This window comes from Streptomyces sp. NBC_00250, from assembly GCF_036192275.1.
GTDB lineage: Bacteria > Actinomycetota > Actinomycetes > Streptomycetales > Streptomycetaceae > Streptomyces.
The window spans coordinates 2,293,494-2,319,817 of sequence record NZ_CP108088.1 but is presented as its reverse complement, the minus strand read 5'-3'; the positions used below and the strand labels follow the sequence as shown (position 1 = coordinate 2,319,817).

The following is a 26,324-nucleotide window of genomic DNA, read 5'->3' as shown; positions in this document are numbered from 1 at the left end:
CCCCCCATGAAGAGTGATCTTTTCACCGGCGAACACCTCGCCGAGACCGCGGACTTTCCGGGGATGACCCTCCAGAACGCCAAATCCGTCAAATACACCGTCAACGGCGAGATGCACGCTCGCCAGGGATCGATGATCGCCTTTCGCGGCGACCTCCAGTTCGAGCGCAAGGGCCAGGGCATCGGCGGCCTGCTCAAGCGCGCCGTCACCGGCGAGGGCCTGGCGCTGATGGCCGTACGCGGCCAGGGCGAGGCGTGGTTCGCCCACGAGGCGCAGAACTGCTTCATCGTCGAGATCGAGCAGGGCGACGCCTTCTCGGTCAACGGCCGCAACGTGCTCTGCTTCGACTCCACCCTCCACTACGAGATCAAGACGGTGAAGGGCGCCGGCATGACCGGCGGCGGCCTCTTCAACTCCGTCTTCACCGGCTACGGCAACGTCGCCCTGATCTGCGAGGGCAACCCGATCGTCATCCCCGTCACCCCGCAGGCCCCGGTCTTCGTCGACACCGACGCCGTCGTCGGCTGGAGCGAGCAGCTGCGCACCTCGCTGCACCGCTCGCAGTCCGTCGGTTCGATGATCCGCGGCGGCTCGGGCGAGGCGGTGCAGCTGAAGCTGGAGGGCCAGGGCTTCGTGGTCGTCCGTCCCAGCGAACTGACCCCGCAGAAGACCTCGAATTGAGGCTGGAGCGGGTCGGGCGCCGACACGGCCTCCGGGGGCCGTGGGTCCTCCGTGAGGTCGGTCTCGACCTGCCCGGCGGGACCCTCATCCGGGTCGTGGGCGCCAACGGCACCGGCAAGTCGACCCTGCTCCGGCTCGTCGCCGGCGTCGACGCGCCCACCGAGGGCCGTGTCACCGGCCGCCCGCCCCGCACGGCGTACGTCCCCGAGCGCTTCCCGGTCGCGCTGCCCTTCACGGCCACCGACTATCTGGTCCACCTTGGGCGGATCCAGGGCCTCGGCGGGGCCGCGGCGCGGGCGCGGGCGGGGGAGTGGCTGGAGCGTTTCGGGGCGGGCGGGCACGCCCGTACGGCCATGGCGGAGCTCTCCAAGGGCACCAGCCAGAAGGTCGCCGTGGCCCAGGCCCTTCTCGCCGACCCGTCCCTCCTCGTCCTCGACGAGGCCTGGACCGGCCTCGACACGGGCGCGCGTGCGGAACTGGACGCGGCGGTCCGCGAACGCCGGGCGGCCGGCGCGACGGTCGTCTTCGTCGACCACGACCCACGACGGCTGGCAGGGGAGCCGGACGCGGTCCACGAGGTGAGGGAGGGGCGGGTGCGGGAGGCCGCGGACCCGGCCCGCCCGGACTCCGGGCTGCCCGCGCCCCGCGTCCGGATCACCGTCTCCGGGGGCCGCCGCCCGCTCCCGGACCACCTCCCGGGCAACCCCGTCACCGAACCCGGTCCCGAGGACGCCACCACCGGCCTCACCGTCCTCACCGTCGACGCGGCGCACTCCGACGCGCTTCTGGGCGCGCTCCTCGCCGCCTCCTGGCACATCCACCACCTCGGCACCGAAGGCGTACGGGTATGACGGCGCTCCTGAGCTACCAGACCGGGCTGCTGCTCCGCTCCCAGCGCTGGCTCGCACCGCTGCTCCTGTACGCGGCGTTCCTCGGCGTCGGCGTCAACGTCGGCGAACCCGTCCTCGGCGCGCTCGGCTTCACCGCCGCCGCGCTCCTTCCGGTGACCGCCTGGACCGTACGGATCTGCCTCACGCAGGAGCCGCCCGCCGCCCGGAACGTGGTCGCGGCGGCGGCCGGCCGGGGCCGCGCGCATCTCGCGGCGCTCGTCACGGGCACCGTACTGCCGGTGCTCGTCGGCGCGGTCGCCGTGCTCGTGGTGACGGCGACCGGCGACCGGCGCGGCGTCACCACGCTCGCCGCCACGACCACCGGGCTCCTGGCGGCCCTCGCCTGCGCCCTCACGGGCGCCGCCGTCGGCGCGCTGGGCTCCCGCCCGTTCGTCCGGGCCCCCGGCTGGTCCGTCGCGGCCCTGGTCCTGGGCTCGCTGCTCGCCCTGGTGACCACCGGCTCCCCGGCCAAGCACGCGATGACGGCCCTGATCACCGGGGCGCGCACGGCGACCGCGGACCCGCCGTGGCTCGCCTGCGCGGGTGCCGCGCTCCTCGCGGCGGCGTGCGCGGCCCTCGCCTGCCGGGCCACGGCACGCCTGGAGTGAGTACGCTCGAAGACATGAGCGAGTCCATGTCGTACTGCGCCCCGGAGCCCGCCCCGAAGCCCGAACCGGCGACCGAGGGCCCGTTCGCCGCGTGCGTGCTGTGCCAGGAGCCGACCGAGTACCCGGAGTCGACGAAGGGCATCACGCTGTGTCCGGTCTGCGAATGGCAGGAGGCCCAGCGGACGGCCTGCTCCGGCTGACCCGCCCCTTACCCGCCCATCAGCTCCGAGACCTTCACGAAGCGGTAGCCGCGGGCGCGGAGTTCCGGGACGATGCGGCGGATCGCCTGCTCCGTGACCGGGGCCGCGCTGCGCGTGCAGTGCATGACGACCAGGGAGCCGGGCTTCACGCCGTCGAGGACCTGTTCGGCCACCGCGTCCCCGTCCTTCGCGAAGGCGTCGCCGCTGACCACGTCCCACTGGACGGCCGTCACTCCCGCCGGGGCCAGCGCGCGGAGGGCCGCGTCGTCGTAGCAGCCGCCGGGGAAGCGGAAGTAGGGGACGACGTTCATGGCCCCGGCGTCGCGGAACGCGTCGAAGGCCCGCTGCACGTCCGATGCCATGTCCGGTCCGGCGACGGTCGGAAGGCCGTAGCAGGGGGAGGCGAAGGCGTAGTGGCTGTAGGAGTGGTTCGCGATCTCGAAGCGCGGGTCGCCGCCGATGGACCTGGCCTGGTCCGGGTACTCCTCCGCCCAGCGGCCCGTCATGAACACCGTCGCGTCCACCTTGAGCCGGCGCAGGGTCGCGATGAGCCGGGGGTTGTCGAAGTGCTCGCCCCGCGCGGCCCGGGGCCCCTGGTCGGCCGTCATGTCGGCGTCGAAGGTGAGTGCGACGACCTTCTCCGCGCCCTTCGTCCGGCGCGTGTACACGGGGGTGAGACCGCCGGGCCCCGGCGCCATGGTGGGGGGCGCCGCGCGTTCGGCCGCGGGCTTGGGTCCGGGCGCCGCGCTCGCCCGGGGCGAGGGGCTGTGGGTGACGGCGGGGCGTGGTGCCGCCGGTTCCTTCGCCGGGGAGGTCTCGGCGGCGTCCCGGCCACAGCCGACGAGGACGGCGCCCAGAAGACCGAGCGCCGCCAAGTTTCGTACAGAAATGTTCACGATCGGAAGTTAACTGATCAAAGTGTCTAACGCTCGCGACTCGACAGCAGCAGCACCCGAGTCCACGCGCTGAGCTGACGCACCATCGCGTCGGCATGCGCGGCCCGCTCACGGCGGAAGGGGAGCACGAGCAGCGCGGGTACGAAGGCGAGCGTCACGAGCAGCAGGGGCAGGGTCGCGACGAGGACGATGAGGGCACGCTGGGCCCAGCGGAGAGTACGCATGCGGGTTCCTTCGGTTCCTTCGGGTCGGGGAGGGGCGAGCCCCCACCGTCGGACCCGTCCGGTACGTTGCGAAAGCCGCAACCGTTGCCGTCGCGGCGTCAACACCGCGGGGGGAGAGGCACCATGACCGAAGTCGCCCGTAGGCAGGGCAGTTCGTCGGAGATCGAGCGCGGAGGGGTCGCCGAAGTTGCCGCCCTCGGCAACGTGTTGACCGGACTGTTCAACCGTCTCGGCATCAACCGGACCCAGTACGCCCACCGCGTCCACCTCGACAAGTCGGCCGTCTCCCGCTACCTGAGCGGCCGCCGGCTCGCACCCCAGGAGTTCGTCGACCGGCTGGTGAGAGAGGTGGAGGAGCACGTCGGCGCGCCCCTCCAGCCGGAGGCGAAGGAGGCCCTCCGGAACCAGCGGCTCGACGCCCTGCGCGTCTGCAACCCGGACGAGTTCCAGCTGGAGAGCCTGCGGGGAGAACTGGCCCGCTCGCGCCGGGACACCCAGCGCGCCGAGCGCAACATCGAGGCGCTGCACACCCTCCTGGAGAGGAAGGAGGACGAGGTCCGCCGCCTCGCCGACGACCTCACCCGGCTGCGCCTGGACCGGGGTGCCGAGCGCGCCGACCCCGCCCGCACCTACGACCTGCTGCGCGAGATCGCGCAGCTCCGCGAGGACCTCGGCGACGCCGAACGCCTCCGCTCCGACGCGGAGCGCCACCGCGAGGACCTACGGGACCGGGTGCTGCGCCTGGAGGAGGAGCTGTCGCGGCAGCGCCCCTCGACCGGGGACGTGCCCCTGGAGGCGCTCAAGGCCCAGCTGGTGGAGCTGTGGGAGGAGGAGAACTTCCCCGAGGCGAGCCGTGACCTGACGGAGGCGGCGTGGTCGCGTCCGCCGGACGAGCTGGGTGGGTTCCTGGACTGGGTGAAGGAGACGGCGGGGCTCACCCCGGCGGTGACGTTCGTCGCCGATGTCGCACGGCTCAGGCCGTTGGAGGACGTGCTGGCCTTCGCCCCGGAGGTGGCATGGCAGGGGCGGTCCCGGATCCAGGAGTCGTGGACCTCCGCGGTGGCCGCTCGGGTCACCTCGCGCAACGCGGCCGTCGTCTTCCAGGGACTGCGGAAGACCGAGACCCGCTCCGACTCCGAGAGCGACCGGGTGCTCGCCGAGGCGGTGTCCCGGGTGCGGAGCGACGCGCAGGCCGTCGCTCTCGTCACGGCCGCGCTGTCCGGCACCGCGGCGCCGGGGCCGCTGAAGCGGGTGGCGGCGACGCTGGCCTGGAGGCGCCGGGCGGATCGGTTCGGACTGCGGGTCGCGGTCGGGCTCGCGGAAGCCGGCAGGTACGACGTGGCGGCCCTCGTGCTCGACGCCGCCTGTCTGGGCGAGACCGCCGTGCACAACGACGACCTGACGCTTGAGGAGTCCCTCCCGAACGAAGCCTTCCTGGGGCTCAGCACGGCCGTCCGGGACCTGGGCGACACCCGGATCGGCGTCTTGTTCGATCTGGTGACGTGGCTGGACGACACGTACGTCATGACCGCCTTCGCCGTGTGGCTGGCCCACGACGACGAGCCGCACCTCTTCGACCGGCTGCTCGCCACGATGGCGGATCAGGGCCGGCTGGGCGTTCTCGACCTCCGGATGTCCGGGACGCTGAGGGCGGGCGTCAGGGACTGGCGGCGCCGCTCACGTGGCCAGTAGCCTCCGTCGGCACTCGGCCACGTCGAAGTCCCCCGGCGGGTACGTCGGGTCCAGCGCCTCCAGGTGTTCGAGCAGCAGCTTGCTGATCGCCCAGTTGCGGTACCACTTGCGGTCCGCCGGGACCAGGTACCAGGGGGCCTTGTCCGTCGAGCAGCGTTCCAGGGCGATCTCGTACGCCTCCCGGTACGCCGGCCACAGCGCGCGGTCCTCGATGTCGCCCACGTTGAACTTCCAGTGCTTCTCCGGGTTGTCCAGGCGCTCCAGGAGGCGGCCGCGCTGTTCCTCGTACGAGATGTGGAGGAAGACCTTGACGACCGTCACGCCGTCGTCGGCGAGGGACTGCTCGAAGCGGTCGATCTGGCCGTAGCGGCGGCCGAGCTGGGCGCGCGGGACCAGCTCGCGTACGCGGGCGATGAGCACGTCCTCGTAGTGCGAGCGGTCGAAGATGCCGATCTCGCCCGGACGGGGGAGCGCCTTCATGATCCGCCAGAGGAAGGGGTGGTTCTGCTCCTCCGGGGTCGGCGCCTTGAAGGCGTGGATACGGCAGCCGGACGGGTTGAAGAGGCCGATGACGTGCTTGACCGTGCCGCCCTTGCCGCTGGTGTCCATCCCCTGGAGGACCAGGAGCACGCGTCGGCGGTCACCGGCCGTGCTCGCCGCGTACAGGCGTTCCTGGAGGTCGGCGAGGCGCGGCGCGAGGGCGGCGGTGGCGGCCGCACCGGCCGCCTTGTCGGCGGGGCCGGCCGGGGTCGCGGAGGCGTCGTACGAGGTGAGGTCGATGCGCTCGCCCTCGGGGACGCGGAGCAGCTCCCGCAGGGACGCTTCCCGATGCTTCCGCTTCTTCTTGCCGTCCGGCTTCCCGTCCTTCTTGCCGTCCTTCTTCGCCACCTCGTGCCCCTTCCGCCGCGCCGTTCGTCCGTCCTCCCCCGATCGTGCGACGGAACCCGGCCGCCCGCGAGTGCGGGCGGCCGGAGGCCGGCCCCTCAGCTCAGCACCACGGGCCCGTCACCGCGAACGTCGTCCCCGGCGTGTAGCAGTTGACGTACATGGTTCCCCGGTCGGGCGAGAAGGTGACGCCCGCGAACTCGCCCCACTCCGGCGCCTCGGGCGTGCCGATGTTCTGCGCGCCCCGGGCGATCGCGTACACCTCGCCCTTCTCGCTCACCCCGAAGACGTGCTGCGCGCCGTCGCCGTCCTCGCTGACCATCAGGCCCCCGCTCGGCGCCAGACAGATGTTGTCCGGCGACTCGCCGGGGAGCTGGATGTCGGTGTCCGGGCCGAAGACGACGACGAGGGTGAGCCGGCGCCGGTGCGGCTCGTACTTCCAGACCTGGCCGAAGTGGGTCGCGCCGGAGCCGTCCTTGGCGCGCGCGAAGGAGGACACGAAGTACACGGCTCGGCCGCCCCAGTAGCAGCCCTCCAGCTTCTGCGCGTGCGTGATGCCCTGGGGGCCGAAGTCCTGGAGCCTGATGGGGGTTTCCGCCGCCTGCGGATCCGGTACGGGGACCCATTCGACGCCTTCGAAGCGGGAGCCGGTCTCCTGGATCACCGAGAGGTCGGGCACGCCCGGCACCCGCATGGCCTCCAGGGCGCCGCCCGCGCGCAGCGAACCGGTGCCGCCGAGCGGCTTGTGGGGGAGGAAGCGGTAGAAGAGGCCGAAGGGACGCTCGAAGGCGTCTTCCGTCTCGTACACGATCCCGCTCGTCGGGTCGATCGCGATCGCCTCGTGCTGGAAGCGGCCCATCGCGGTGAGCGGGACGGCGCCGGTGCGGTGCGGGTCTGCGCCGTCGACCTCGAAGATGAAGCCGTGGTCCTTGGTGTAGCCGTTGGTACCGGCCCTGTCCTCGGTCTCCTCGCAGGTCAGCCAGGTGCGCCAGGGGGTGGGCCCGCCCGCGCAGTTGACGGCGGTACCGGCGATGGCGACCCGCTCGCCGAGGACGTTGTTGCGGCCGTCGAGTTCCAGGGCCGTACAGCCGCCCTTGGCGGCCGGGTCGTACGTCAGACCGGGGACGGTCGGGACGGCGATCTTGCCGGTGACCCGGTTCTCGTGGTTGCGGACGAGGTGCACGCGGCCGCGACGGCCGGCGAAGGCGCCCATGCCGTCGTGGTTGCTGGGGACGGGGCCCTCGCCGGAGCGGAGCGGATCGCCCTGCCGGGAGAGGACCTTGTAGCGGAAGCCGGCCGGGAGGTCGAGCAGGCCGGCGGGGTCGGGGACGAGGGGTCCGTAGCCGGCCCGTCCCGTGTGGCCGCCGGTCGCGGCGCTCGCGCTGCCGGCGAAGAGTTCGGAGAGGGCGCCGGTGAAGGCGATCCCGGCGGCGGTGGCGCCGGTGCGGGACAGGATCTGACGTCGAGTCGCGGAGGACATGAGGCAACAACTCCCTGCTGGCGGACAGGTGTGTGACGCGTGACCCGCATGTGTGTACCACGCACTGTGGTGACGGGTGAACCATGCGGGCCACAACTGCCTCATGTGGCGCGTGTTCTGACCGGAGGTCAGATGGCTCCGGGGGTCAGACGAGCTTGGCCGTGAGGGTGATCGTCGTGCCCGTGAGCGCCTGGCTGACCGGGCAGTTCTTCTTCGCGTCCTCCGCGAGCTCCTGGAACTTCTCCGCGTCCAGACCCGGGACCTCGCCCTGCACGGTCAGGTGGATGCCGGTGATGCCCTCACCCGGCTGGAAGGTGACGTCGGCCTTGGTCTCCAGGCGGGCCGGCGGAGCGTCGGCCTTGGCCAGGATGTTGGAGAAGGCCATCGAGAAGCAGGAGGAGTGCGCGGCGGCGATGAGCTCCTCGGGGCTGGTCTTCCCGTTGGGCTCCTCGGTGCGGGCCGGCCAGGAGACGTCGTACGAGCCGAGACCGGAGGAGTCGAGCGAGACGACACCGGAACCCTTGAGGAGGTCGCCCTGCCAGATGGTGTGGGCGTGACGCACGGTGGCCATGGTGGATCCCTTTCGATCGGGTATGGCCTCCAACCTACTGCGCCACAAGCCCCTTGGCGTCGCGGGCGAGCGCGGTGAGCCGGGAGATCGCCCGGAAGTACTTCTTGCGGTATCCGCCGTTCAGCATCTCGTCGCTGAACAGCCGGTCGAAGGGCAGTCCGGAGGCGAGGACGGGTATCTCGCGGTCGTAGAGCCGGTCGGCCAGGACGACGAGCCGCAGGGCCGTCGACTGGTCGGGGACGGGCTGGACGTCGGTGAGGCAGACGGCGGTGAGGTCGTCGGTGAGCGCGCCGTACCGGCTGGGGTGAACCCTGGCCAGGTGTTCGAGCAGGTGCGGGAAGTCGTCGAGGGAGGCGCCCGGCGTCGCGTACGCGGTCTCCGTGACGACCTGGTCGGAGTAGGGGGCCGGGGCCTCGGGCAGACCGCGGTGGCGGTAGTCCTCGCCGTCGATCCGCAGCGGCATGAAGTGGGAGGAGAGGCCCTGGATCTCGCGGAGGAAGTCGGCGGCGGCGAAGCGGCCCTCGCCGAGCTTGCCCGGGAGCGTGTTGGAGGTGGCGGCGAGCGCCACACCGGATTCGACCAGCTTGCCGAGCAGGCTGGAGACGAGGACGGTGTCGCCCGGGTCGTCGAGCTCGAACTCGTCGATGCAGAGGAGACGGTGCTCGCCGAGGGTCTTCACCGTCTGCTGGAAGCCGAGCGCGCCGACCAGGTTGGTCAGCTCGACGAAGGTGCCGAACGCCTTCAGCGCGGGATCGGCGGGGGTCGCGTGCCAGAGCGAGGCGAGCAGGTGGGTCTTGCCGACGCCGTACCCGCCGTCCAGGTAGACCCCGCGCGGCCCGGTGGGGGCGGCCGGCTTCCGGGCGAACCAGCGGCGCTTCCCGGCACCGGAGGCATGTGCTCCGCCCAGGCCCTCGGCGAAGGAGCTCAGCGCCTTGACGGCGTCCGTCTGGCTGGGCTGGTTCGGGTCGGGGAGGTACGTGTCGAACCGTACGGAGTCGAAGCGCGGCGGCGGGACCATCTCCGCGACGAGCCGGTCGGCGGGGACATGGGGCTCTCGGGAGCAGAGCGAGAGCGGGGCCGCCGGGGTGGCAGCGGCTTCGGTGAGGGCACGGGTCGACACAGTTCCCCACTGTAAGCGCCATGTCAGACTCGAAGGATGCGACGACTGCTCCCTGTGACGGACATGACAGCATCCGGGACCGAAGCCGGTTCCGAAGCCGGTTCCGCGGCCGGTTCCGCGGCCGGGCAGGTGGGCCCCTCCGGGCGGGACTGGTCCCTGGACGAGCTCGCCGACGCCTATGCGTATCCGGAGGGGGACGGTGTGTGGCTGCGCGCCAACATGGTCTCCTCGCTCGACGGGGCCGGGCAGCACGACGGGCGCTCCCAGCCGCTCTCCTCCGAGGCGGACATGCGGATCTTCGGCACCCTGCGGGGCCTCGCCGACGTGGTCGTCGTCGGTGCGGAAACGGTACGCCTGGAGGGTTACCGCCCGGCACGCGCGCGTGAGGCCTTCGCGGCCCGCCGTGCCGCCGCCGGACAGGGCCCGGCCCCCGTGATCGCCGTGGTCAGCGCCTCCCTCAACCTGGACTTCTCGCTTCCGCTCTTCACCGAGCCGCTGGTGCCGACCCTGATCCTCACGGGGGCCGCCGCGCCCGCCGAGCGGGTCCGGGCCGCCCGTGAGGCGGGCGCCGAGGTGCTGACGGCCGGAGACGGGGCCGGGGTCGACCCGGCCCGCGCGAAGGCGGCGCTCGCGGAGCGCGGGCTCCGGCGGCAGCTGACCGAGGGCGGGCCCCGGCTGCTGGGCCAGTTCGTGGCGGCGGGGGTGCTCGACGAGCTGTGTCTGACGGTCTCGCCGACGATGACGGCGGGTGACGCCCAGCGGATCGCCGGAGGCCCTTCGGTGGCCGTCCCGACACGCTTCGCCGTGGCTTCCGTGCTGGAGCAGGACGGCTTCCTCTTCACCCGCTACCGTCGGATCTGACAATCGGCGGAATTTGTCGTTCCGCTTACCGTCCGCTGGGCACACTTACTGTCGCAGACCCCGTGCGGGCACGGGGAAGGATGGTTTCCGCAGAAGGGCTCCTGAGGTGTTCACAAGCGTTCTGATGATCGAGAAGCCCCTGACGTCCGTCGACGTGGAATTCGTCACCACCCTGCACGGCGACGAGGGCGTTTCCTTCATCGTCCTGATGCAGCCGCGTGGTGACCAGGCCGATGTACTGCTGCGTGCCATCGACGACGTGGCCATGGGCGAACTGAAGGAAGCCGCCCGTGAGGGCGACGAACCGGAGGGCAAGGAGGCCAGGGTCCCCGCCGAGCAGGCCCTGGAGTACTCGCTCCGGGCCCTGAGAAACGCCGGTTGCGAAGCGGTCGGCCAGGTCGTCGAGGACCACCCGCTCAACAAGATGAAGGCGGTGGTCGACGAGTCGGAGGCGGACGAGGTGATCGTGCTCACCGCCCCGCACTACGTGGAGGAGTTCTTCCACCGGGACTGGGCCTCCCGGGCCCGCCACAAGGTGGGGGTCCCCGTGCTCAAGCTCTTCGCCCACAGCGAGGAAGCGGCGCAGTGACCGCCCGGTGACCGCAGGCCCGGGCCCGCGCCCCGTGCAGGGGGCGCGGACCCGGGGACCCGTACGGCCCCCGGGCCCGGCTGCCGGACACGGGTCCGGCGCCCGCCGGGCCCACCCGGCGCGAGCCACTAGGCTGGGGGCTTCCACGCACGACGCACCCAGGGGAGAGATCCGCATGGCACCCGCCATCCCTGCCGCCATGGAACGGCCGCACTTCATCGGCATCGGCGGTGCCGGAATGTCGGGCATCGCGAAGATCCTCGCCCAGCGCGGCGCCAAGGTCGCCGGCAGCGACGCCAAGGAGTCGGCGACCGCCGAGTCCCTGCGCGCCCTGGGCGCCACCGTGCACATCGGCCACGCCGCCGAGCACCTCGCCGACGACGCCTCCGCCGTCGTCGTCTCCAGCGCCATCCGCGCCGACAACCCCGAGCTGGCCCGCGCCGCCGAGCTGGGCATCCCCGTCGTCCACCGCTCCGACGCGCTCGCCTCCCTGATGGACGGCCTGCGCGCGATCGCGGTCGCCGGCACGCACGGCAAGACGACGACCACCTCCATGCTGGCCGTCGCCCTCACCGAGCTCGGTCTCGACCCCTCGTACGCCATCGGCGGCGACCTGGCGGGCCCCGGCACCAACGCCCTGCACGGCGCCGGCGAGGTCTTCGTCGCCGAGGCCGACGAGAGCGACCGGAGCTTCCAGAAGTACGACCCCGAGGTCGCGATCGTCCTCAACGTCGAGCTGGACCACCACGCGAACTACGCCTCCATGGACGAGATCTACGAGTCCTTCGAGGCCTTCACCGCCAAGATCCGCCCCGGCGGCACCCTGGTCGTCGGCGAGCACGCGGGCGCGCGCGAGCTGGCCCGCCGGGTCGCGGACCGCGAGGGTCTGAACATCGTCACGGTCGGTGAGACCGAGGACTCCGACGCCCGCATCCTGAAGATCGTCCCCAACGGGATGAAGAGCGAGGTGACGGTCGCCCTCGACGGCGCCGAGCACACCTTCACCGTCTCCGTCCCCGGTCGCCACTACGCCCACAACGCCGCCGCGGCCCTCGCCGCCGGCGCCCGCGTCGGCATCGACCCGGCCGAGCTCGCCCAGGCCCTCACCGCCTACACCGGCGTCGGCCGCCGCCTCCAGCTCAAGGGCGAGGCCAAGGGCGTCCAGGTCATCGACTCGTACGCGCACCACCCCACCGAGATGACCGCCGACCTGGAGGCCATGCGCGGCGCCGCCGGAGCCTCCCGCCTCCTGGTCGTCTTCCAGCCCCACCTCTTCTCCCGCACCCAGGAACTGGGCAAGGAGATGGGCGACGCGCTGGCCCTCGCCGACGCGTCCGTCGTCCTCGACATCTACCCGGCCCGCGAGGACCCGATCCCGGGCATCACCAGCGAGCTGATCATCGCCGCCGCGCGGCAGGCGGGCGCCGACGTGACGCCCGTCCATGACAAGGCCACGGTGCCCGAGGTCGTGGCGGGAATGGCCGGACCCGGCGATCTCGTTCTCACCATGGGCGCGGGCGACGTCACGGACCTCGGCCCGCTGATCCTGGACCACCTGTCGAAGTAGCAGAGGGAGCGAGCTCATGGCGTACGACGTCGAGAAGCCGGACGAGCAGTGGCGTGCGGAGCTGACCCCGGCGGAGTACCAGGTGCTGCGCCAGGCGGGCACCGAGCCCGCCTTCCGGGGTGAGTACACCGACACCACCACCCAGGGCGTGTACTCCTGCCGGGCCTGTGGCGCGGAGCTGTTCACGTCGAACGAGAAGTTCGAGTCGCACTGCGGCTGGCCGTCCTTCTTCGACCCGAAGGACAGCTCCGCCGTCGAGCTGATCGACGACCGCTCCCACGGCATGGTCCGCACCGAGGTCCGCTGCTCCCGCTGCGGCTCCCACCTTGGCCATGTCTTCGAGGGCGAGGGCTACCCCACCCCGACGGACCAGCGGTACTGCATCAACTCGATCTCGCTGCGGCTGGAGCCCGGCGAGAGCTGACCGGTCGAGCAAAGCGACGGCGGCAAGGGATTCTTCCCTTGCCGCCGTCGTGCTGTTCCACCAGGGAACCTCGGACCCACCGTCAGGCGTCCCCTGTGGTAGGACTGTTCCGCATTGCAAAGAGAAGCATCAACGGGGGTGGGGGATCGTGGCTGTCACGGTGCCGGGCTGGGCGGACACGCTGCTCGATCTGATCGGAGTGGCCTGGCCGAACGTCGACGAGGACGCGTACCGCGAGATGGCGGACGCCTTGCGGGAGTTCGCGGAGGACCTGGAGGACGACGGCCAGCTCGCGAACAACCACTTCGAGCGGCTGCTGTCCTCGGGGCAGGGCGAGTCGATGGACGCGCTCAACGAGCACTGGTCGAAGGTCAAGACCAAGCACATCAAGGACATCGCCGGTGCGGCGCGCACCATCGCGGGCGGTCTGGACACGGCGGCCGGTGCGATCGAGGGCATGAAGCTCGCGGCACTCGTCCAGCTCGGCTACCTGGCCGCCGAGGCGGGCATCGCGCTCTCCCTCATCCCGGTGACCGGTGGTCTGTCCGCCCTGATCGGCGCGGGCGCGATGCGCGCCACGCAGGAGGTCGTCAAGCGGCTGATCAAGGAGTGCGTGGAGGAGGCCGTCGGATACGTCGTCGCCGCGATGACCGAGCCGGCCGTGGCGGCCCTGGAGGGCATGGCGGCCGACCTCGTCGTCCAGCTCGGCGCGATGGCGATCGGCCTTCAGGACGGCGTCGACCTCGACCAGACGAAGAACGCGGGCAAGGACGGCTTCAACGAGGGCGTCCAGTCCGGCAAGGAGGCCATGAACCTGGCCTCCGCCGGCGGTGGCGGCGGCGGCTCGAAGGGCAGCGGGTTGAAGAACCTGCACATCGAGCACTCCGAGCACACCCACGCCTCCACCCAGCTGAACGGCGTGAGCGCCGGCATCCACGGCAAGACGGCCGGCAAGCTCACGAGGGCGAAGACCGCGCACGGCCGGGCCCGGGGCCGCGACTCGATCGCCGACGCGATCGATCCGGTCGCCGACAAGGCCCTGGAGGCCCTCACCAAGGCCGCCAAGAGCATGGGCGACCACGTCGGCCAGACGCTGCCCAAGGTCGTCAAGCAGATCTCCGTCGACCACAAGAACACCGACGACGACCTCCGCGACCGCTTCGCCCGCCAGCGCAAGGGCGACGACGACGGCGGCGGCAAGGGCGGCGGTGGAGGCGGTGGCGGTGGCGGTGGTGGTGGCGGTGGCGGCGGGAACGGCGGCTCCGGCTACAACCCCGGCGGCAACCGCATGACCCCGCCCCCGCCGTGGCACGGCAGCTCCGCCGGTAACATGAGGCACCACCGGACGGACCCGCTCGACGTCAGCCACCTCACCCCCGAGCAGCAGCGCGAGGCGCTCGTCCAGGAGGCCCGAGACCTGGCGAACAAGGCGCGCAAGGCCGACCCCGAGAACCCGAACGACCCCAAACACAAGATCGACTTGGCCAAGACCCACTTCCCGCCCGGTACGAACCTCCTCGACGGATCGTGCTCCGGCAGCCTCCTGCACGACGGAGTCGTCACCAGCCACTCCAGTGCCACCAAGGGGGCGGGCCAGAAGACCCCGGACCTCCACCCCGCCATGAAGTCGATCTACGACGACGTCGAACGGCAGATCAAGGCCGACGGAGGTTTCCCCGGCGCGGGTCACGGCAAATGCGCCGAGGCGAACCTCGTCTCGGACCGGCTCCGGCAGCTGGACCCCGACGGCACCGGGATCTCCTCGGTCGACCACGTCCGCGACGCCATGCGCGGATCGCAGGTCTACAGCGTGCAGATCGGCGAACAGATCAAACCTCACCCCCTCGGCCACGGCGAGTACAAGCCGCCGTGCCGGTCCTGCGCGATCGCCATGGACATGGCCGGCGTCACGGCGTACGCCGGATAAGGAGCACACATGCCGCACTTGAACACCCCGGAGGACGTCGACGCCTGGTTCCGGGACCACGGATGGTTCCCGGGACGGGACGTGGCCGGCACCGTGCCGGCGATGGTCGACGAGATCACCGGGCAGTACCGGGAGGCCGGGTTCCCCGTGGAGCCCTTCGAGGCCGCGACCGCCTTCCTCGCCGAGCACGGCGGACTGCGTCTCACCATCGACGCCGCGCGAGAGGACTACCTCTACTTCACCCCCTACCTCGGCTTCCGGTCCGCCCCGGCGGAGGTCGCCGAACTGAGCCGCGAACTCGGCGTCCGGCTCTTCCCGGTCGGCCTCGACGGCTCGGAGGGCTCGCCCGTGCTCATCGACGAACGGGGCCGGTTCTTCTTCGTGCACCACACCGGCGCCTACTACATGGGCGCTGACAAGCACGAGGCGATGATCGGTCTCGCCCACGCCCCCATGCAGGACGCGGAGGACTTCTATGTCTGACCTGATTCCCGGAACGGCGGCCTCGCTGCTCATCCACGGCACCATCACCAGCCACACCAACCTCACCGGCGACGGCGAGCCCCACCTCCACCCCGCCGTGCGGGAGTTCTTCGACGGGCTCCCGCCCGCCCTGCGCGTGCCCTTCATCGGCTACTGCGCCGAGTCCGCCCTCGTCTCCGACGAGCTCTTCGGCCTCGACCGGCAGCGGGGCGACGACCGGACGGTCACCCTGGACGAGGCGGCATCGCACTTCGCGGGCGCCGCGCTCGTCGCCCGCAAGATCCGCCCGCACGGCGACCCCGAGCACGGCACCGAGGCCGACGTCTGCCGCTCGTGCTCCGCGCTCCTCGACCGGCTGGGGATCTCGATCCTCCACGATCAGACATGACGGGCGTCCTGACGGAGGCGGGCTGGCGGCCCGGCCGTGACGCGGGGGACGCCGCCATGCTGGCCGTCCTCATCACGGTGACGGTCGGCGCGGAACTGTTCCCGGCCGCCGAGCGGGCCCTGCGCGAGTTCCACGGCCTGCACGTCCACCCCGCCGCCGACGGCGGCCGGGAGGTCGCCGCGATCGGCAGCGTCGTCGACCCCCGCGAGGCCCGCCTCGACGTCCCGTCCCTGAACCGGCTCGCCGACTCCCTCGGCGTACGGCTCTTCCCCTTCGGCCGTACGGACACGGACGCGCCGCTCGCGGTCGACGCACACGGCCGGCTCCTCATGCTCGGCCCCGGCGGGCCCTGGCTCCTCGGCGAGACGGTCCACGACGGTCTGTCGGCGCTCGCCACCGGGATCGCGCCGGTACGGCTCCGGGCCCCCCGGTGGCGCTTCCCGCTGCCCGGCCGTCCGGCCGATCTCGACGCGGCCGTACGGGCCGTGCTCGTCGCCGTGTTCGTCCTGCACAGCACGGGTGTGTTCAGCGCCCGCCGGGTACGCCTGCGGGCGACGACCCTGCGGGGGGTCGGCGTCGTCGCGGTGGACGAGGAGTTCAAGCTGGGCCGGGGGTCGTTGGAGAGCAACGCGGAACCGCTGACGGAGGCGATGACCGCCCGGCTCGACGCCGCCGGCGTGCGCGCGGGCGGCTGCGAGCTGGTCCTGACTCTCCCGGTCCCCTCCGGTACGGAGGGGCCGTCGGCCACGGTGGAGTGCGCCGTGACGGTGGGCAGTTCGGCCGACGGCCCCGCCCTGACCCTGTCCGCCGGCCCGTCCGCGTCCTTCGACCCCACGGCGAAGACCCTTGGCGCCTGCGCCCAGGCCCTCGCCGACTGGTCCGGAACCCTGACCGACGCCGCCGCTCGCTGACACGTAACGGCAGGGCGCGCCCCGCGCACCCTCAGTGGACGGAGAAGCCGCCGTCCACGAAGAGGGACTGGCCCGTCACGTACGCGGACGACGGGCTCGCCAGGAAGACGGCCGCGCCCGCGAAGTCCTCGGCGAGGCCGTTGCGGCCCACCATCGTGCGGGCGGCGAGCGCGGCCACCTTCTCCGGGTCGGAGGAGAGCCGCTGGTTGAGCGGGGTCATCACGAAGCCGGGGACCAGGGTGTTGGCCGTGACGCCGTACGGGGACCAGGCCTCCGCCTGCGAACGGGCCAGCGACTCCAGGGCGCCCTTGGACACCCCGTACGCACCGCTCTGCACGAACGCGCGGTGCGCCTGCTGGGACGTGATGTGGATGATCCGGCCGAAGCCGCGCTCGGCCATGCCGGGGCCGAAGCGCCGGCCCAGGAGGAACGGAGCCTCCAGGTTCACCGTCATCGTGGTGTCCCAGACCTCGTCGCTCAGGTCGCCGAACGGGGGCCGGAGGTTGATGCCCGCGGAGTTGACCAGGATGTCCGGCTCCCCGAACACGGCCGCCGCCTCTTCCGCCCCCGCCTTGATCCCCTCACGGGTGCTCAGGTCGGCGCTCACCCAGGCCGCCCGGCAGCCGTCGACGGTCAACTCGTCGACGGTCGAGATGAGTTCGGCCTCCTTGCGGGCCATCACGACCACGCTCGCCCCGGCACGGGCCAGCGCTCCCGCGATGGCCCGGCCGATGCCGGAGCTGCCACCCGTGACGAGGGCGGTACGCCCTTCCAGGGAGAAGAGGCCGGAGAGGTAACCGCCGGGGGTGGTGCTCATGGATGTCGCTCCTCGCGTCGCACGGCACCGGCCGCTCCACGTGCGGGTGGAGGGCCGGTACACGCATCCTGGCACAGGGCCCACGGGGCCCATGAACCCCGTGCTAACGGACCGGACCGGTCTCGTCGACAAGGAAGGTCGGCTCCGAAAGGAAGACCTCGCGGTCGACGGGACCGTAGGCGATGTTGAAGGTGTCGAGCCAGTACGACCAGTCCTGCCGCCCGGTGAAGCTGCTGAACCGGTAGTTCAGCTGCCAGCGGACCCACTGGCCCGGTTCCAGCCGCACCGCCGGCGGTCTGCGGCGCCGGGGCGGCAGCCCGCAGTAGGGATCCACGCGAGGGAGGACCCGGAGCCGGCCACCCTCCTCCTTCAGGCTGACGTCGATCTGGCGACGGGCCTTCTCGCTCTCGCGAGGAAGGAACCCGTCCTCCTCCCGCATCGAGACGAAGTGACCGAACTCGACGTCCGTCGGGGGCAGGGCGAAGCCGACCGGCGCCGCGTTCCTGAGGGCGGCGGCCTCGCCGCCCCGGGACTCCTTCGTCCAGGACGTCTTCACCCACTGCACGGTGATCTCCATGGCCCTGCCCCCTCCGTACCGACTCAGCCGAGCCGCGCGAGCAATTCGCTCCAGGCGGCGGGGGACAGGGCGAGCTGGGGGCCGGTGGGGTTCTTGGAGTCGCGGACGTGGACGGTGGAGGGGCAGGCGGCTACCTCGACGCAGTTGTCGCCGTCGCCGCCGCTGTAGGTGGACTTGTGCCAGGAGAGGGCGACTTCTACGCAGTTGCCGCCGTCACCGGTGCTGTAGCTGCTCTTGAACCAGGCCAGTTCAGTCGTGCTCATAGTGCTCCTCGGATCTCCCGCAACAGGCTCACGGTCGCCTCTACGGACAGAGCCTGTGTCCGCATCCTGGCATACCGCTGCTGGAGGATGCTGACCACTTTGGGGTCGGAAATGAGCTGGCCGGTGCCTTGGCCCTCGCTGTACGCGTACCAGGTGTTCTCCTCGGTCTCCAGGAGGCACAAGGGGCCGTCGAGCCCCGCGTGGTGTCCGCGCGATTGCGGCATGATCTGGATGTCGACGTTGCGCCGTTCGCAGAGGTCGAGGATGTGGTCGATCTGCTCGCGCATGATCTCCGGGGTGGCCACTTGGCGGCGCAGCGCGTGCTCCTCGATGACGAAGCTGAAGATCGTCTCCGGGTGCACCGTGAGGATGTGCGTGCGCTCCATGCGGGCGGCCAGGTTCGACTCGATCTTGTCATCGCTCATCGCCGGGAGCTGCTTCTCGAAGAGAGTCCGGGCGTATGCGGTTGTCTGGAGCAGCCCTGGCGCGAGTCGAGGCTCGTAGGTATACAGCGTCACCGCCATAGGCTCCAACTCCGCCCACTTCTCGAACCACTTCGCCAAACCCGCCTTGCGCGTCAGGTGCTTGGCCGCCGCCCGGAGGGCGCCGAACGCGTCCAGCACCTCCTCCGCGCGGTCCACGAACTCCTTCGACGGCAGGCGCCTCCCCTGTTCGATCGAGGCGACCATCGGGACCGAGTAGCCCACCTGCGGGGCGAACTGTTCCTGTGTCAGGCCCGCCCGCTTCCGGAAGACCTTGACCACCTCGCCGAAAGCCTTCAGGCTCTCCGACGTCTCCGGTTCGCTTCCCTTCGGAACCTCGTCCGTCACCCCGCCACCTCCCGTACCCGTGTGCTCGCGCCGAACGCAACAAGGCTCACTGATAGTCACCGGTACAGTCCAGAGGGTGAACCCGTACGCTGTGCAGCGTACGAGTTTCTGAGCTGGCAACTCCCCCCGGGGATCGCCACATTGGCCCCATGACCTCCCCCGTGACCCGCGAAGCCCCCGTCACCGTACGTGTGTTCACCCAGCGCTTCAGCTCGACCCCGCGCGGCGCCCGCCTCGCCCGTCGGCTCGCTCTCCACCAGTTCGACCGCTGGAACATCCCGTACGGCTCCGAGGTCTCCGACGCCGCCGCGCTCCTCGTCGCCGAACTCGCCGCCAACGCCGTCACCCACGGCCGCGTCCCCGGGCGGGACTTCGAGCTGGTGCTCACCTGCACGACCGGACTGCGGCTGCGGATCGACGTCACCGACACCCGGGGTGAGCGCCGCCCCGCCGCCGCGACCCCGCAGCCCCTCGACGAGGGCGGGCGCGGCCTGCTCCTCGTCGGCGCGCTGGCCTCTCGGTGGTCGGTGCTCGACCGCGTACCGGTGGGGAAGACCGTACGGGCCGAGCTCGACCTCGACTCCTGACCTCGTCGTCCCGGACCGCACTCCGAGCGGGCGTCCGGTCCGTGGGGTCACCACGGACCGGACACCCCTCACCCTGCACCCCTCACTCAGTCGGCCTGACCCCGGGGTGCGGGGGCGTACCCCGCAGGGCGGGTCGTGAACGTGCCCCGGCCCTGGGTGCGGCCGCGCAGGCGGGACGCGTAGCCGAAGAGTTCGGCCAGCGGCACCGTCGCCTCCACCACCGCCGTACCGGAGCGGGTCGTCTGGTCCGTGACCCGGCCGCGGCGGGCCGCGAGGTCACCGAGGACCGAGCCGACGGACTCCGCGGGGACGGTGACCGTCACGTCGGTCACCGGCTCCAGGAGGGTCATCACGCTCGCGCGGAGCGCCTCGCGCAGCGCGAACCTGCCCGCCGTGCGGAACGCCATCTCCGAGGAGTCCTTCGCATGCGTCGCGCCGTCCGTGAGCGTGACCCGGACACCGGTCACCGGGTGACCGCCGAGGGGACCCTCGACGAGCGCGTCCCGGCAGCCGGCCTCGACCGCGCGGACGTACTCCTGCGGGACCCGGCCGCCCGTGACGGTCGACGTGAACGCGAACTCCTCTCCCTCGCCGAGTGGTTCGACGTCGATGACGACATGGGCGAACTGGCCCGCGCCGCCGTCCTGTTTGACATGACGGTGGAGCAGCCCGGTGACGCCCTTCGTCACCGTCTCCCGGTACGCGACCTGCGGACGGCCGACCGTGACCTCAAGGCCCCGGTCGCGCCGCAGCTTCTCCACCGCGACCTCCAGGTGCAGTTCGCCGAGACCCGACAGGACGGTCTGGCCCGTCTCCGGGTCGGACCGCACGACGAGCGACGGGTCCTCCTCGGAGAGCCGGGCGAGAGCCGTCGCCAGGCGGCCGGTGTCCGTGCTCCGGCGGGCCTCGACCGCGACCGAGACCACCGGGTCGGCGGTCGTCGGCGGTTCGAGGACGATCGGTGCGCCGGGGGCGCACAGGGTCGACCCGGCGCGGGCGCCCTTCGGGCCCACGACGGCGACGATGTCCCCGGCGCGCGCCACGTCGACCTCGGTCGCCCGGTCGGCCTGGATCCGCAGGATGCGGGCGATCCGCTCGGTGCGGCCGCCGACGGCGTCGAGCACGGTGTCCCCCTTCCCGATCGTGCCCGCGTACACGCGGACGTAGGTCATCCGGCCGGTGGCCGTCGCGCTCACCTTGAACGCGAGCGCGGTGAACGGCGCCTCCGGGTCCGCCGGCACCTCCCCGCGTACCGGAGGCATGTCCGAGGGCGCCGGGAGGTACGCGACGACGGCGTCGAGCAGCGGCTCGATGCCACGGTTGCGGTACGCCGAGCCGCACAGCACGACCACGGCCTCGCCGGTGAGGGTGAGGTCGCGGAGCGCGCCCGTGAGGGTCTCCGCCGAGAGAGCGCCCTCGCCGCAGAACTCCTCCAGGGCGCCCGGATGCAGCTCCGCCACGGTCTCCTCAAGGCGTCGCCTGCGGTGCCGCGCCTCGTCCCCGAGGTCGTGGGGGACCGGCTCGTCCGTGTACGTGTCGGCGCCGTCGGCCCACACGTACGCCCGCATCCTGACCAGGTCCACGACGCCGGTGAAGCCGTCCTCGCGCCCGATGGGCAGCTGTACGGGCAGCGGGACGGTGCCCAGGCGCGTACGGATCGACTCCACGGCACCGTCGAGCTCCGCGCCCGCGCGGTCCAGCTTGTTGACGAACGCGATGCGCGGAACGCCGTGGCGGTCGGCCTGGCGCCACACCGTCTCGCTCTGCGGCTCGACGCCCGCGACGGCGTCGAAGACGGCGACGGCGCCGTCGAGGACGCGCAGCGAACGCTCGACCTCGTCGGAGAAGTCGACGTGCCCCGGAGTGTCGATCAGGTTGATCCGGTGCCCGGCCCAGTCGCAGCTGACGGCCGCGGCGAAGATCGTGATGCCCCGGTCCCGCTCCTGCGGATCGAAGTCGGTGACGGTGGTGCCGTCGTGGACCTCGCCGCGCTTGTGGGTGGCACCGGTGAGGTAGAGGAACCGCTCGGTGACGGTGGTCTTGCCGGCGTCGACGTGGGCGAGGATGCCGAGGTTGCGGACGCGGTCGACGAGGTGGGTACGCACGGTGTCGTGCCTTTCGCTGCTGCTGGGTGAAGACAGGGCAGCGCGATTCCCGGACGACGGGCCGTCAGACGGACGGGTGGGACGTCACGGGTCGGCGATGGCGGGCGCGCAGCCGCCACCGGCCGGAGGGAGAGGCGAGGATCACGTCGTACCGGGCACGGGCGGACGACACGGCGGCGGCGTTACGGCAACGCATGGTCGTCTCCCCTCGGTCGGACGTCTGACGGCGCATCGGTCGATGCGCCGCGAGACGTGAGTGTAGGGAGGGGAGCGGGCGGCGCGACAGTGGTTTTCCACCGGGCTCGCCCGGCGCCGACGGTACGCGGGGACGTCGGGAAGGGGCCCGGACGGGGGTCGCGGGAAGGCCGAGGAGAAGGCCGTGGGGAAGGCCCGTGGAAAGGTCTGACGGAGGGGCGCGTGAAAGGCCAACTCCCGGCCAGAATGGCGGATTGGCTGTTTCTCGTCTGCCTGATGGCCCCCCTCGGGCGCTTAATGGTGCTCCCGCGATGGGCGGGTGGGAGCGACGAGAACACGGGGGATCACATGTCCGTCACAGGAAACGTCGGTCCGCCGCCCGGTCCCCCGTCAGTGCCCCCGTCAGGGCCTCCGTCGGGTCCGCCGGCCGGGTCGCCGCCCCCGCCGCCCCCGGATCCGCCGGACCTCCGCAGGGGAGGCACGCTGCACCTCCGGGTCAGCCGCCGGATGCTGTGGGTGGGCTCCGCGGCCTTCCCGCTGCACAACATCACCCGCGTCGAGGCCTTCAAGCTCAAGCCCGACCGGGGCGCGGCCTTCCTGCGCTTCCTGAAGTGGCTCTTCGTCGCCGGGCTGGTCTACGCCGCGATCAACTACGCCAGTGAGGGCGAGGCGAGCGGCGGGGGCGTGTTCCTCGTCGTCCTGATCGCCCTGGTCGTCTTCGTCCTCAAGGAGCTGTTCGAGCCGGCGAGGCCGGTGCTGCTGGTCGAGATGGCGAGCGGCTCCGCCGTGGTCGTGACGCTGCCGAACGTGGACGAGCTGCGGGACATCGCCGGACTGATCGCCCGCGCGATCGACAACCCGGCCGCCGAGTTCAGCACGGTCGTACGGCAGTTCAACAGCAACACGAACAACTACGGCCCTGTTGTCCACATGAACGGCGGCCAGAACAACAGGGGGATCAGCCTGTGAGCGACACGACGAACAACTACGGAAACGTGGTCAACATGAACGGCGGCCACGACAACGTGGGCATCAACTACGGCACCGTCGGCGGCGCCCAGGACGGCGAGCTCCGCGCCGCCGTCGAAGCGCTGACCGACCTCCTCCGGGAGCTGCGGCCCCACCTCACCCCGGAGCAGGACCGGACCGTCGAAGACGCCCTGCCCGAACTCGTTCCCGACCGCGGCGCCCTGCGACAGCGCGGCCTCGTGCTGGCGTCCGTCGCGCAGGTCGCCGCCGCGGCCGGGCCGGTGGGCCAGTCGGTCGTGGACGCGGTGGGACAGCTGGTCGACCTGCTGCGCTAGGCCCCCCGCGCCGCCGGCTGGAGGAGGTCCCAGCGGTTGCCGTACAGGTCCTCGAAGACGGCGACCGAGCCGTAGGGCTCGTGGCGCGGCTCCTCCAGGAACTTGACGCCCGCCGCCGTCATGCGCGCGTGGTCGCGGGCGAAGTCCTCGGTGTGCAGGAAGAAGCCGACCCGGCCTCCCGTCTGGTTGCCGACGGAGGCCTCCTCGGCGTCGTTCTTGGCGCGGGCCAGGAGCAGGCCCGCGTTCCCGAGGCCGCCGACCCCGGCCGCACCGGGCGGGCGGACGACGACCCAGCGGCTGCCGTCACCCCGGTCGGTGTCCTCCACGAGGTCGAATCCGAGGGCGTCGGTGTAGAAGGCGATGGCCTCGTCGTAGTCACGGACGACAAGGGTCACAAGTGCGATGGACGGCATTACCCCAACGTAATACGCGGAAGCGGTAGCAATCTACCCGCGTCAACCCGTGTCGACGTCGGCGCGACCCTCGCCGATTGCAGGGTGCGAACGAGGGTCCTTGGAGGGGTGGGCGAGGGTCGGGGTCGGGGCCGCGGGCGCGGAGGGCCGCGCGCCCGCACGCGGTGCGAGAATGCCCCGCATGGACGCGCAGCAGTTCGACCGCCTCGCCGCCCGGGCGCGGGCCCTCGCCGAGCGCCCCGGGGACGGCCGCCCGCCGCGCCGCGTCCTCGGGCTGGCCGGCGCGCCCGGTGCCGGGAAGTCGACCCTCGCCGCGCGGCTCGTCGCGCGCCTCGACGGGCTCGCCGTCCTCGTCCCCATGGACGGCTTCCATCTGGCCCAGGCCGAACTGGAACGCCTCGGGCGGGCCGGCAGGAAGGGCGCGCCCGACACCTTCGACGCCGCCGGATACACCGCGCTCCTCTCCCGGCTGCGCACCCCGGTCCCCGGCACCACCGTCTACGCACCCGCCTTCGACCGCTCCCTGGAGGAGCCGATCGCCGGGGCGATACCCGTCGGACCCGAGGTCCCGCTGGTGATCACCGAGGGCAACTACCTGCTGCACGACGAGGGCGCCTGGGCCGGTGTCCTGCCCCTCCTCGACGAGGCCTGGTACCTCGACCTGGACGCCCGGCGCCGCGTCCCCCGGCTCGTCGACCGCCATGTCCGCTTCGGCAAGGACCGCGCCCACGCCGAACGCTGGGTCCACGACTCGGACGAGGCGAACGCCCGCCTGGTGACCCGCGGCCGCGACCGCGCCGACCTCGTCGTGCCGATGGCCTAGAACGGGCCGGAACCTCCCGGCGTCACCAGGCCCGATTCGTAGGCCAGGACGACGAGCTGAGCCCGGTCGCGGGCGTCGAGCTTGGTCATGGCACGGTTGACGTGGGTCTTCGCGGTCAGCGGGCTGATCACCATCTGGTCGGCGATCTCGTCGTTGGACAGGCCGCTCGCGACCAGGGCGACGGCCTCGCGTTCACGGTTGGTCAGCTGCGTCAATCGGTTCCGGACACTCGCGGGCGGGGGCTGGGTGACGTACCGGTCGATCAGCTTGCGGGTGATCGACGGCGCGAGCAGGGCGTCGCCGCGCGCGGCGACCCGTACTGCGTGCAGGAAGTCCTCCGGGAGGATGTCCTTGACGAGGAATCCGGCCGCGCCCGCGCGCAGCGCGTCGAAGACGTACTCGTCCATTCCGTAGTTGGTCAGGACGACGACGTGCACCCCGGCCAGATCGGGGTCCGCGGCGATGCGCCGGGTCGTCTCGATGCCGTCGACGACCGGCATCTGGACGTCGACGAGCGCGATGTCGGGCAGGTGCTCCCTCGCCAGGGCCAGGCCCTCCCTCCCGTCGCCGGCCTCGGCCACCACCTCGATGTCGTCCTCGATGTCGAGGAGCGCGCGGAATCCACTGCGGATGAGTGGCTGGTCGTCGATCAGCAGGACACGGATCACGAGGTGTGCTCCAAGGGCAGTCGCGTGTGCTGTGCGGGAAGTGGCGCGCGCTCCAGGGGAAGCTCGGCCTGGACGGTGAACCCGCCCTCACCGCGTGGCTCCGCCCGCAACCGGCCGCCGAGGGCGGTGACCCGTTCGCGCATCCCGAGCAGTCCGACGCCGGGCACCGGCGCTGAATCCGGCCTCGCCCCGCCGTCGTCGTCGACCCGGACGACCAGGACGTCGGGACGGTGGTCGATCAGGACCGACGCGGTGTTCGCGGCGGCGTGACGGGCGACATTGGTCAGCGACTCCTGGACGATCCGATAGGCCGTCCGGTCCACGGCGGCGGGCACGTCGCTCCGGTGCCCCCCGACCGTCAGCCGGGCGTCCAGGCCGGTGGACCGGGCCCGGCGTACCAGTTCCGGTACGTCGGCGAGCCCGCGCGGCGGGTTCTTGTCGTCGTCGCGCAGCGCCTCCAGGGTCGCCCGCAGTTCCCGAGCCGCCTCACGGCCGGCCTCACGGATCACGAGGAGGGCCTCCGGCACCTGCTCGCCCCGCTTGCCGGCCAGGTGGACGGCGACCTCCGCCTGCACCTTGATCACGGAGATCTGGTGGGTGAGCGAGTCGTGCAGCTCCCGTGCGATGTGCAGCCGTTCCTCGTCGGCGCGGCGCCGCGCGGTCTCCTCCCGGGTGCGTTCGGCCTCGTCCGCCCGGCGCTCGGCCTGCCGCAGCGCTTCACCGGCCGCCCCGGCGGCGATCAGCCAGGCCAGCTGGAGGACGTCCCGGGTCCGCGCGAACGCCTCGCCCACGGCCAGGTCATGGGGGGAGGCCAGGAGCGCGAGCGTCACGGCGACCGGCATGGCCACGGAACCGGCCACCGCGACGACGCGGTGCCCCGCCCGTACGGTGGCGTACACCGCGAACAGAAAGGCGACGGCGGGCACGTCGAAACCGAGCAGCTGGTGGCCCAGCGCGCACCCCCCCGGTCACGGCCAGCACGGTGACCGGAGCCCGGCGGCCCCAGGCCAGTGCCAGACCACCGGCGGCCAGCAACGCGTAGCCCAGCGGTTCGAGTGCTGTGGGCCCTTGCTGCCTCAGTCCGGCGAACAGCAGGACCCCCGCCACGCCGAGGGCGATCGCCCAGTCCGTGACACCGATCCGTTGCCTGCCCATGCGTGGACCCTAGCCGGGCGCCGACGCGGGTGAGTCCGGCGGGAGGAGGACCGGTCGACTACCGCAGCCGCGGTAGTCCCACGACTCCTGCGGCTTTCGCGGTAGTCGGCTACGGCGGCTGCGGCAGGGCGCACTGTCCGCGTGCGGGGGACGACCGGCGGCGGGTCCGACGGACACGATCGACCGGCAA

The 26,324-nt window shown here is 72.0% G+C and carries 31 protein-coding genes and 2 pseudogenes; 18 read left to right on the top strand and 15 right to left on the bottom strand.

The annotated features are described in order from the left end of the window. Nucleotides 1-6 precede the first annotated feature (6 nt). Genes OG259_RS10480 through OG259_RS10465 form a run of 4 tightly spaced genes read left to right on the top strand, consistent with a single transcriptional unit; the run spans nucleotide 7 to nucleotide 2,379 of the window. A complete protein-coding gene (locus OG259_RS10480; protein WP_328942028.1) occupies nucleotides 7-681 on the top strand; it encodes an AIM24 family protein in 675 nt (224 codons plus the stop codon). Further along, nucleotides 678-1,532 carry an ABC transporter ATP-binding protein gene (locus OG259_RS10475; protein WP_328942027.1) on the top strand — a complete coding sequence of 285 codons (855 nt, stop codon included), beginning with the start codon at nucleotides 678-680 and terminating at the stop codon, nucleotides 1,530-1,532. The genes OG259_RS10480 and OG259_RS10475 overlap by 4 nt, the downstream gene beginning before the upstream one ends. After that, the gene (locus tag OG259_RS10470; protein ID WP_328942026.1) at nucleotides 1,529-2,179 is read left to right on the top strand and encodes an ABC transporter; all 651 of its coding nucleotides are present in this window, start codon (nucleotides 1,529-1,531) and stop codon (nucleotides 2,177-2,179) included. Before OG259_RS10475 ends, OG259_RS10470 begins: the two co-directional genes overlap by 4 nt. A gap of 14 nt (nucleotides 2,180-2,193) precedes the next feature. Then, on the top strand, nucleotides 2,194-2,379 hold the full coding sequence (locus OG259_RS10465) for a hypothetical protein (RefSeq protein ID WP_266901035.1): 186 nt from the start codon (nucleotides 2,194-2,196) through the stop codon (nucleotides 2,377-2,379). Between the two features lie 8 nt (nucleotides 2,380-2,387). Here OG259_RS10465 and OG259_RS10460 read toward each other — a convergent pair whose 3' ends face one another. Both OG259_RS10460 and OG259_RS10455 read right to left on the bottom strand, forming a co-directional pair. Beyond that, complete coding sequence (locus OG259_RS10460) at nucleotides 2,388-3,254, bottom strand: polysaccharide deacetylase family protein (RefSeq protein ID WP_443052119.1); 867 nt, start codon at nucleotides 3,252-3,254, stop codon at nucleotides 2,388-2,390. 47 nt (nucleotides 3,255-3,301) lie between these two features. Further along, on the bottom strand, nucleotides 3,302-3,499 hold the full coding sequence (locus tag OG259_RS10455) for a hypothetical protein (protein ID WP_055601762.1): 198 nt from the start codon (nucleotides 3,497-3,499) through the stop codon (nucleotides 3,302-3,304). 123 nt (nucleotides 3,500-3,622) lie between these two features. Between OG259_RS10455 and OG259_RS10450 the strand changes: the two genes are divergently transcribed. Continuing rightward, nucleotides 3,623-5,191: a hypothetical protein gene (locus tag OG259_RS10450; protein ID WP_328942024.1), complete on the top strand. Its 1,569-nt coding sequence runs from the start codon at nucleotides 3,623-3,625 to the stop codon at nucleotides 5,189-5,191. Here the strand turns inward: OG259_RS10450 and OG259_RS10445 are convergent. The 4 genes from OG259_RS10445 to zapE all read right to left on the bottom strand — a co-directional run bounded on the left by OG259_RS10445 (nucleotide 5,177) and on the right by zapE (nucleotide 9,247). Beyond that, nucleotides 5,177-6,079, bottom strand: coding sequence for a PPK2 family polyphosphate kinase (locus OG259_RS10445; protein ID WP_443051944.1), 903 nt, complete (start codon nucleotides 6,077-6,079; stop codon nucleotides 5,177-5,179). The genes OG259_RS10450 and OG259_RS10445 overlap by 15 nt on opposite strands. Nucleotides 6,080-6,179: 100 nt before the next feature. Beyond that, nucleotides 6,180-7,556 (bottom strand): alkaline phosphatase PhoX, encoded by a 1,377-nt coding sequence (locus OG259_RS10440; RefSeq protein WP_328942023.1) that lies wholly within the window; start codon nucleotides 7,554-7,556, stop codon nucleotides 6,180-6,182. Between the two features lie 145 nt (nucleotides 7,557-7,701). Further along, a complete protein-coding gene (locus tag OG259_RS10435; protein WP_328942022.1) occupies nucleotides 7,702-8,127 on the bottom strand; it encodes an OsmC family protein in 426 nt (141 codons plus the stop codon). 34 nt (nucleotides 8,128-8,161) lie between these two features. Continuing rightward, nucleotides 8,162-9,247 carry a cell division protein ZapE gene (zapE, locus tag OG259_RS10430; RefSeq protein ID WP_328942021.1) on the bottom strand — a complete coding sequence of 362 codons (1,086 nt, stop codon included), beginning with the start codon at nucleotides 9,245-9,247 and terminating at the stop codon, nucleotides 8,162-8,164. Between the two features lie 36 nt (nucleotides 9,248-9,283). Between zapE and OG259_RS10425 the strand changes: the two genes are divergently transcribed. The 9 genes and pseudogenes from OG259_RS10425 to OG259_RS10390 all read left to right on the top strand — a co-directional run bounded on the left by OG259_RS10425 (nucleotide 9,284) and on the right by OG259_RS10390 (nucleotide 16,397). Beyond that, nucleotides 9,284-10,108 carry a pyrimidine reductase family protein gene (locus tag OG259_RS10425; protein WP_328942020.1) on the top strand — a complete coding sequence of 275 codons (825 nt, stop codon included), beginning with the start codon at nucleotides 9,284-9,286 and terminating at the stop codon, nucleotides 10,106-10,108. Between the two features lie 106 nt (nucleotides 10,109-10,214). Next, a complete protein-coding gene (locus tag OG259_RS10420; protein ID WP_328942019.1) occupies nucleotides 10,215-10,697 on the top strand; it encodes an indole-3-glycerol phosphate synthase in 483 nt (160 codons plus the stop codon). Nucleotides 10,698-10,872: 175 nt separating this feature from the next. Then, a complete protein-coding gene (murC, locus tag OG259_RS10415; protein ID WP_328942018.1) occupies nucleotides 10,873-12,264 on the top strand; it encodes a UDP-N-acetylmuramate--L-alanine ligase in 1,392 nt (463 codons plus the stop codon). Between the two features lie 16 nt (nucleotides 12,265-12,280). After that, entirely contained in the window at nucleotides 12,281-12,688 is a 408-nt protein-coding gene (gene msrB / locus OG259_RS10410; RefSeq protein WP_328942017.1) for a peptide-methionine (R)-S-oxide reductase MsrB, read from the top strand. Nucleotides 12,689-12,836: 148 nt separating this feature from the next. Then, a pseudogene (locus OG259_RS41770) lies at nucleotides 12,837-13,913 on the top strand (WXG100-like domain-containing protein); the annotation flags it as partial. Nucleotides 13,914-13,976: 63 nt separating this feature from the next. Beyond that, complete coding sequence (locus OG259_RS41765; RefSeq protein WP_443052118.1) at nucleotides 13,977-14,615, top strand: YwqJ-related putative deaminase; 639 nt, start codon at nucleotides 13,977-13,979, stop codon at nucleotides 14,613-14,615. A gap of 9 nt (nucleotides 14,616-14,624) precedes the next feature. Continuing rightward, a complete protein-coding gene (locus OG259_RS10400) occupies nucleotides 14,625-15,098 on the top strand; it encodes an SUKH-3 domain-containing protein (protein ID WP_328942016.1) in 474 nt (157 codons plus the stop codon). After that, nucleotides 15,091-15,486, top strand: coding sequence for a YwqJ-related putative deaminase (locus OG259_RS10395; protein ID WP_328942015.1), 396 nt, complete (start codon nucleotides 15,091-15,093; stop codon nucleotides 15,484-15,486). The genes OG259_RS10400 and OG259_RS10395 overlap by 8 nt, the downstream gene beginning before the upstream one ends. Next, a complete protein-coding gene (locus tag OG259_RS10390) occupies nucleotides 15,483-16,397 on the top strand; it encodes an SUKH-3 domain-containing protein (RefSeq protein WP_328942014.1) in 915 nt (304 codons plus the stop codon). The genes OG259_RS10395 and OG259_RS10390 overlap by 4 nt, the downstream gene beginning before the upstream one ends. A gap of 31 nt (nucleotides 16,398-16,428) precedes the next feature. Here the strand turns inward: OG259_RS10390 and OG259_RS10385 are convergent, their stop codons facing one another. The 4 genes from OG259_RS10385 to OG259_RS10370 form a co-directional block, all read right to left on the bottom strand. Next, a complete protein-coding gene (locus tag OG259_RS10385) occupies nucleotides 16,429-17,214 on the bottom strand; it encodes an SDR family NAD(P)-dependent oxidoreductase (RefSeq protein WP_328942013.1) in 786 nt (261 codons plus the stop codon). A 103-nt stretch (nucleotides 17,215-17,317) separates the two neighbouring features. Next, on the bottom strand, nucleotides 17,318-17,791 hold the full coding sequence (locus tag OG259_RS10380) for a hypothetical protein (protein WP_328942012.1): 474 nt from the start codon (nucleotides 17,789-17,791) through the stop codon (nucleotides 17,318-17,320). Nucleotides 17,792-17,814: 23 nt separating this feature from the next. Further along, nucleotides 17,815-18,054 (bottom strand): DUF397 domain-containing protein, encoded by a 240-nt coding sequence (locus tag OG259_RS10375; RefSeq protein ID WP_328942011.1) that lies wholly within the window; start codon nucleotides 18,052-18,054, stop codon nucleotides 17,815-17,817. Then, nucleotides 18,051-18,884 (bottom strand): helix-turn-helix domain-containing protein, encoded by an 834-nt coding sequence (locus tag OG259_RS10370; RefSeq protein WP_328942010.1) that lies wholly within the window; start codon nucleotides 18,882-18,884, stop codon nucleotides 18,051-18,053. The genes OG259_RS10375 and OG259_RS10370 overlap by 4 nt, the downstream gene beginning before the upstream one ends. 149 nt (nucleotides 18,885-19,033) lie before the next feature. Here OG259_RS10370 and OG259_RS10365 point away from each other — a divergent pair, with 149 nt between their 5' ends. Beyond that, on the top strand, nucleotides 19,034-19,471 hold the full coding sequence (locus tag OG259_RS10365; protein ID WP_328942009.1) for an ATP-binding protein: 438 nt from the start codon (nucleotides 19,034-19,036) through the stop codon (nucleotides 19,469-19,471). An 86-nt stretch (nucleotides 19,472-19,557) separates the two neighbouring features. Here the strand turns inward: OG259_RS10365 and fusA are convergent, their stop codons facing one another. Together fusA and OG259_RS10355 are read right to left on the bottom strand one after the other, a co-directional pair. Continuing rightward, a complete protein-coding gene (fusA, locus tag OG259_RS10360; protein WP_328942008.1) occupies nucleotides 19,558-21,576 on the bottom strand; it encodes an elongation factor G in 2,019 nt (672 codons plus the stop codon). Between the two features lie 64 nt (nucleotides 21,577-21,640). Next, nucleotides 21,641-21,772, bottom strand: a complete 132-nt coding sequence (locus OG259_RS10355) for a hypothetical protein (protein ID WP_266898010.1) — start codon at nucleotides 21,770-21,772, stop codon at nucleotides 21,641-21,643. A gap of 506 nt (nucleotides 21,773-22,278) precedes the next feature. Here OG259_RS10355 and OG259_RS10350 point away from each other — a divergent pair. Further along, nucleotides 22,279-22,740 (top strand): DUF6232 family protein, encoded by a 462-nt coding sequence (locus tag OG259_RS10350; RefSeq protein ID WP_443051943.1) that lies wholly within the window; start codon nucleotides 22,279-22,281, stop codon nucleotides 22,738-22,740. After that, entirely contained in the window at nucleotides 22,737-23,075 is a 339-nt protein-coding gene (locus OG259_RS10345; protein WP_328942007.1) for a hypothetical protein, read from the top strand. The genes OG259_RS10350 and OG259_RS10345 overlap by 4 nt, the downstream gene beginning before the upstream one ends. Here OG259_RS10345 and OG259_RS10340 read toward each other — a convergent pair. Beyond that, on the bottom strand, nucleotides 23,072-23,488 hold the full coding sequence (locus OG259_RS10340) for a VOC family protein (RefSeq protein WP_328942006.1): 417 nt from the start codon (nucleotides 23,486-23,488) through the stop codon (nucleotides 23,072-23,074). The two genes, OG259_RS10345 and OG259_RS10340, sit on opposite strands and share 4 nt — an antisense overlap. A 172-nt stretch (nucleotides 23,489-23,660) precedes the next feature. Between OG259_RS10340 and OG259_RS10335 the strand changes: the two genes are divergently transcribed. Continuing rightward, the gene (locus tag OG259_RS10335) at nucleotides 23,661-24,311 is read left to right on the top strand and encodes a nucleoside/nucleotide kinase family protein (protein ID WP_328942005.1); all 651 of its coding nucleotides are present in this window, start codon (nucleotides 23,661-23,663) and stop codon (nucleotides 24,309-24,311) included. Here OG259_RS10335 and OG259_RS10330 read toward each other — a convergent pair. Both OG259_RS10330 and OG259_RS10325 read right to left on the bottom strand, forming a co-directional pair. Further along, complete coding sequence (locus tag OG259_RS10330) at nucleotides 24,308-24,979, bottom strand: response regulator transcription factor (protein ID WP_328942004.1); 672 nt, start codon at nucleotides 24,977-24,979, stop codon at nucleotides 24,308-24,310. The genes OG259_RS10335 and OG259_RS10330 overlap by 4 nt on opposite strands. Further along, nucleotides 24,976-26,134: pseudogene (locus tag OG259_RS10325) on the bottom strand (sensor histidine kinase). The gene OG259_RS10330 and the pseudogene OG259_RS10325 overlap by 4 nt, the downstream one beginning before the upstream one ends. Nucleotides 26,135-26,324 lie beyond the last annotated feature (190 nt).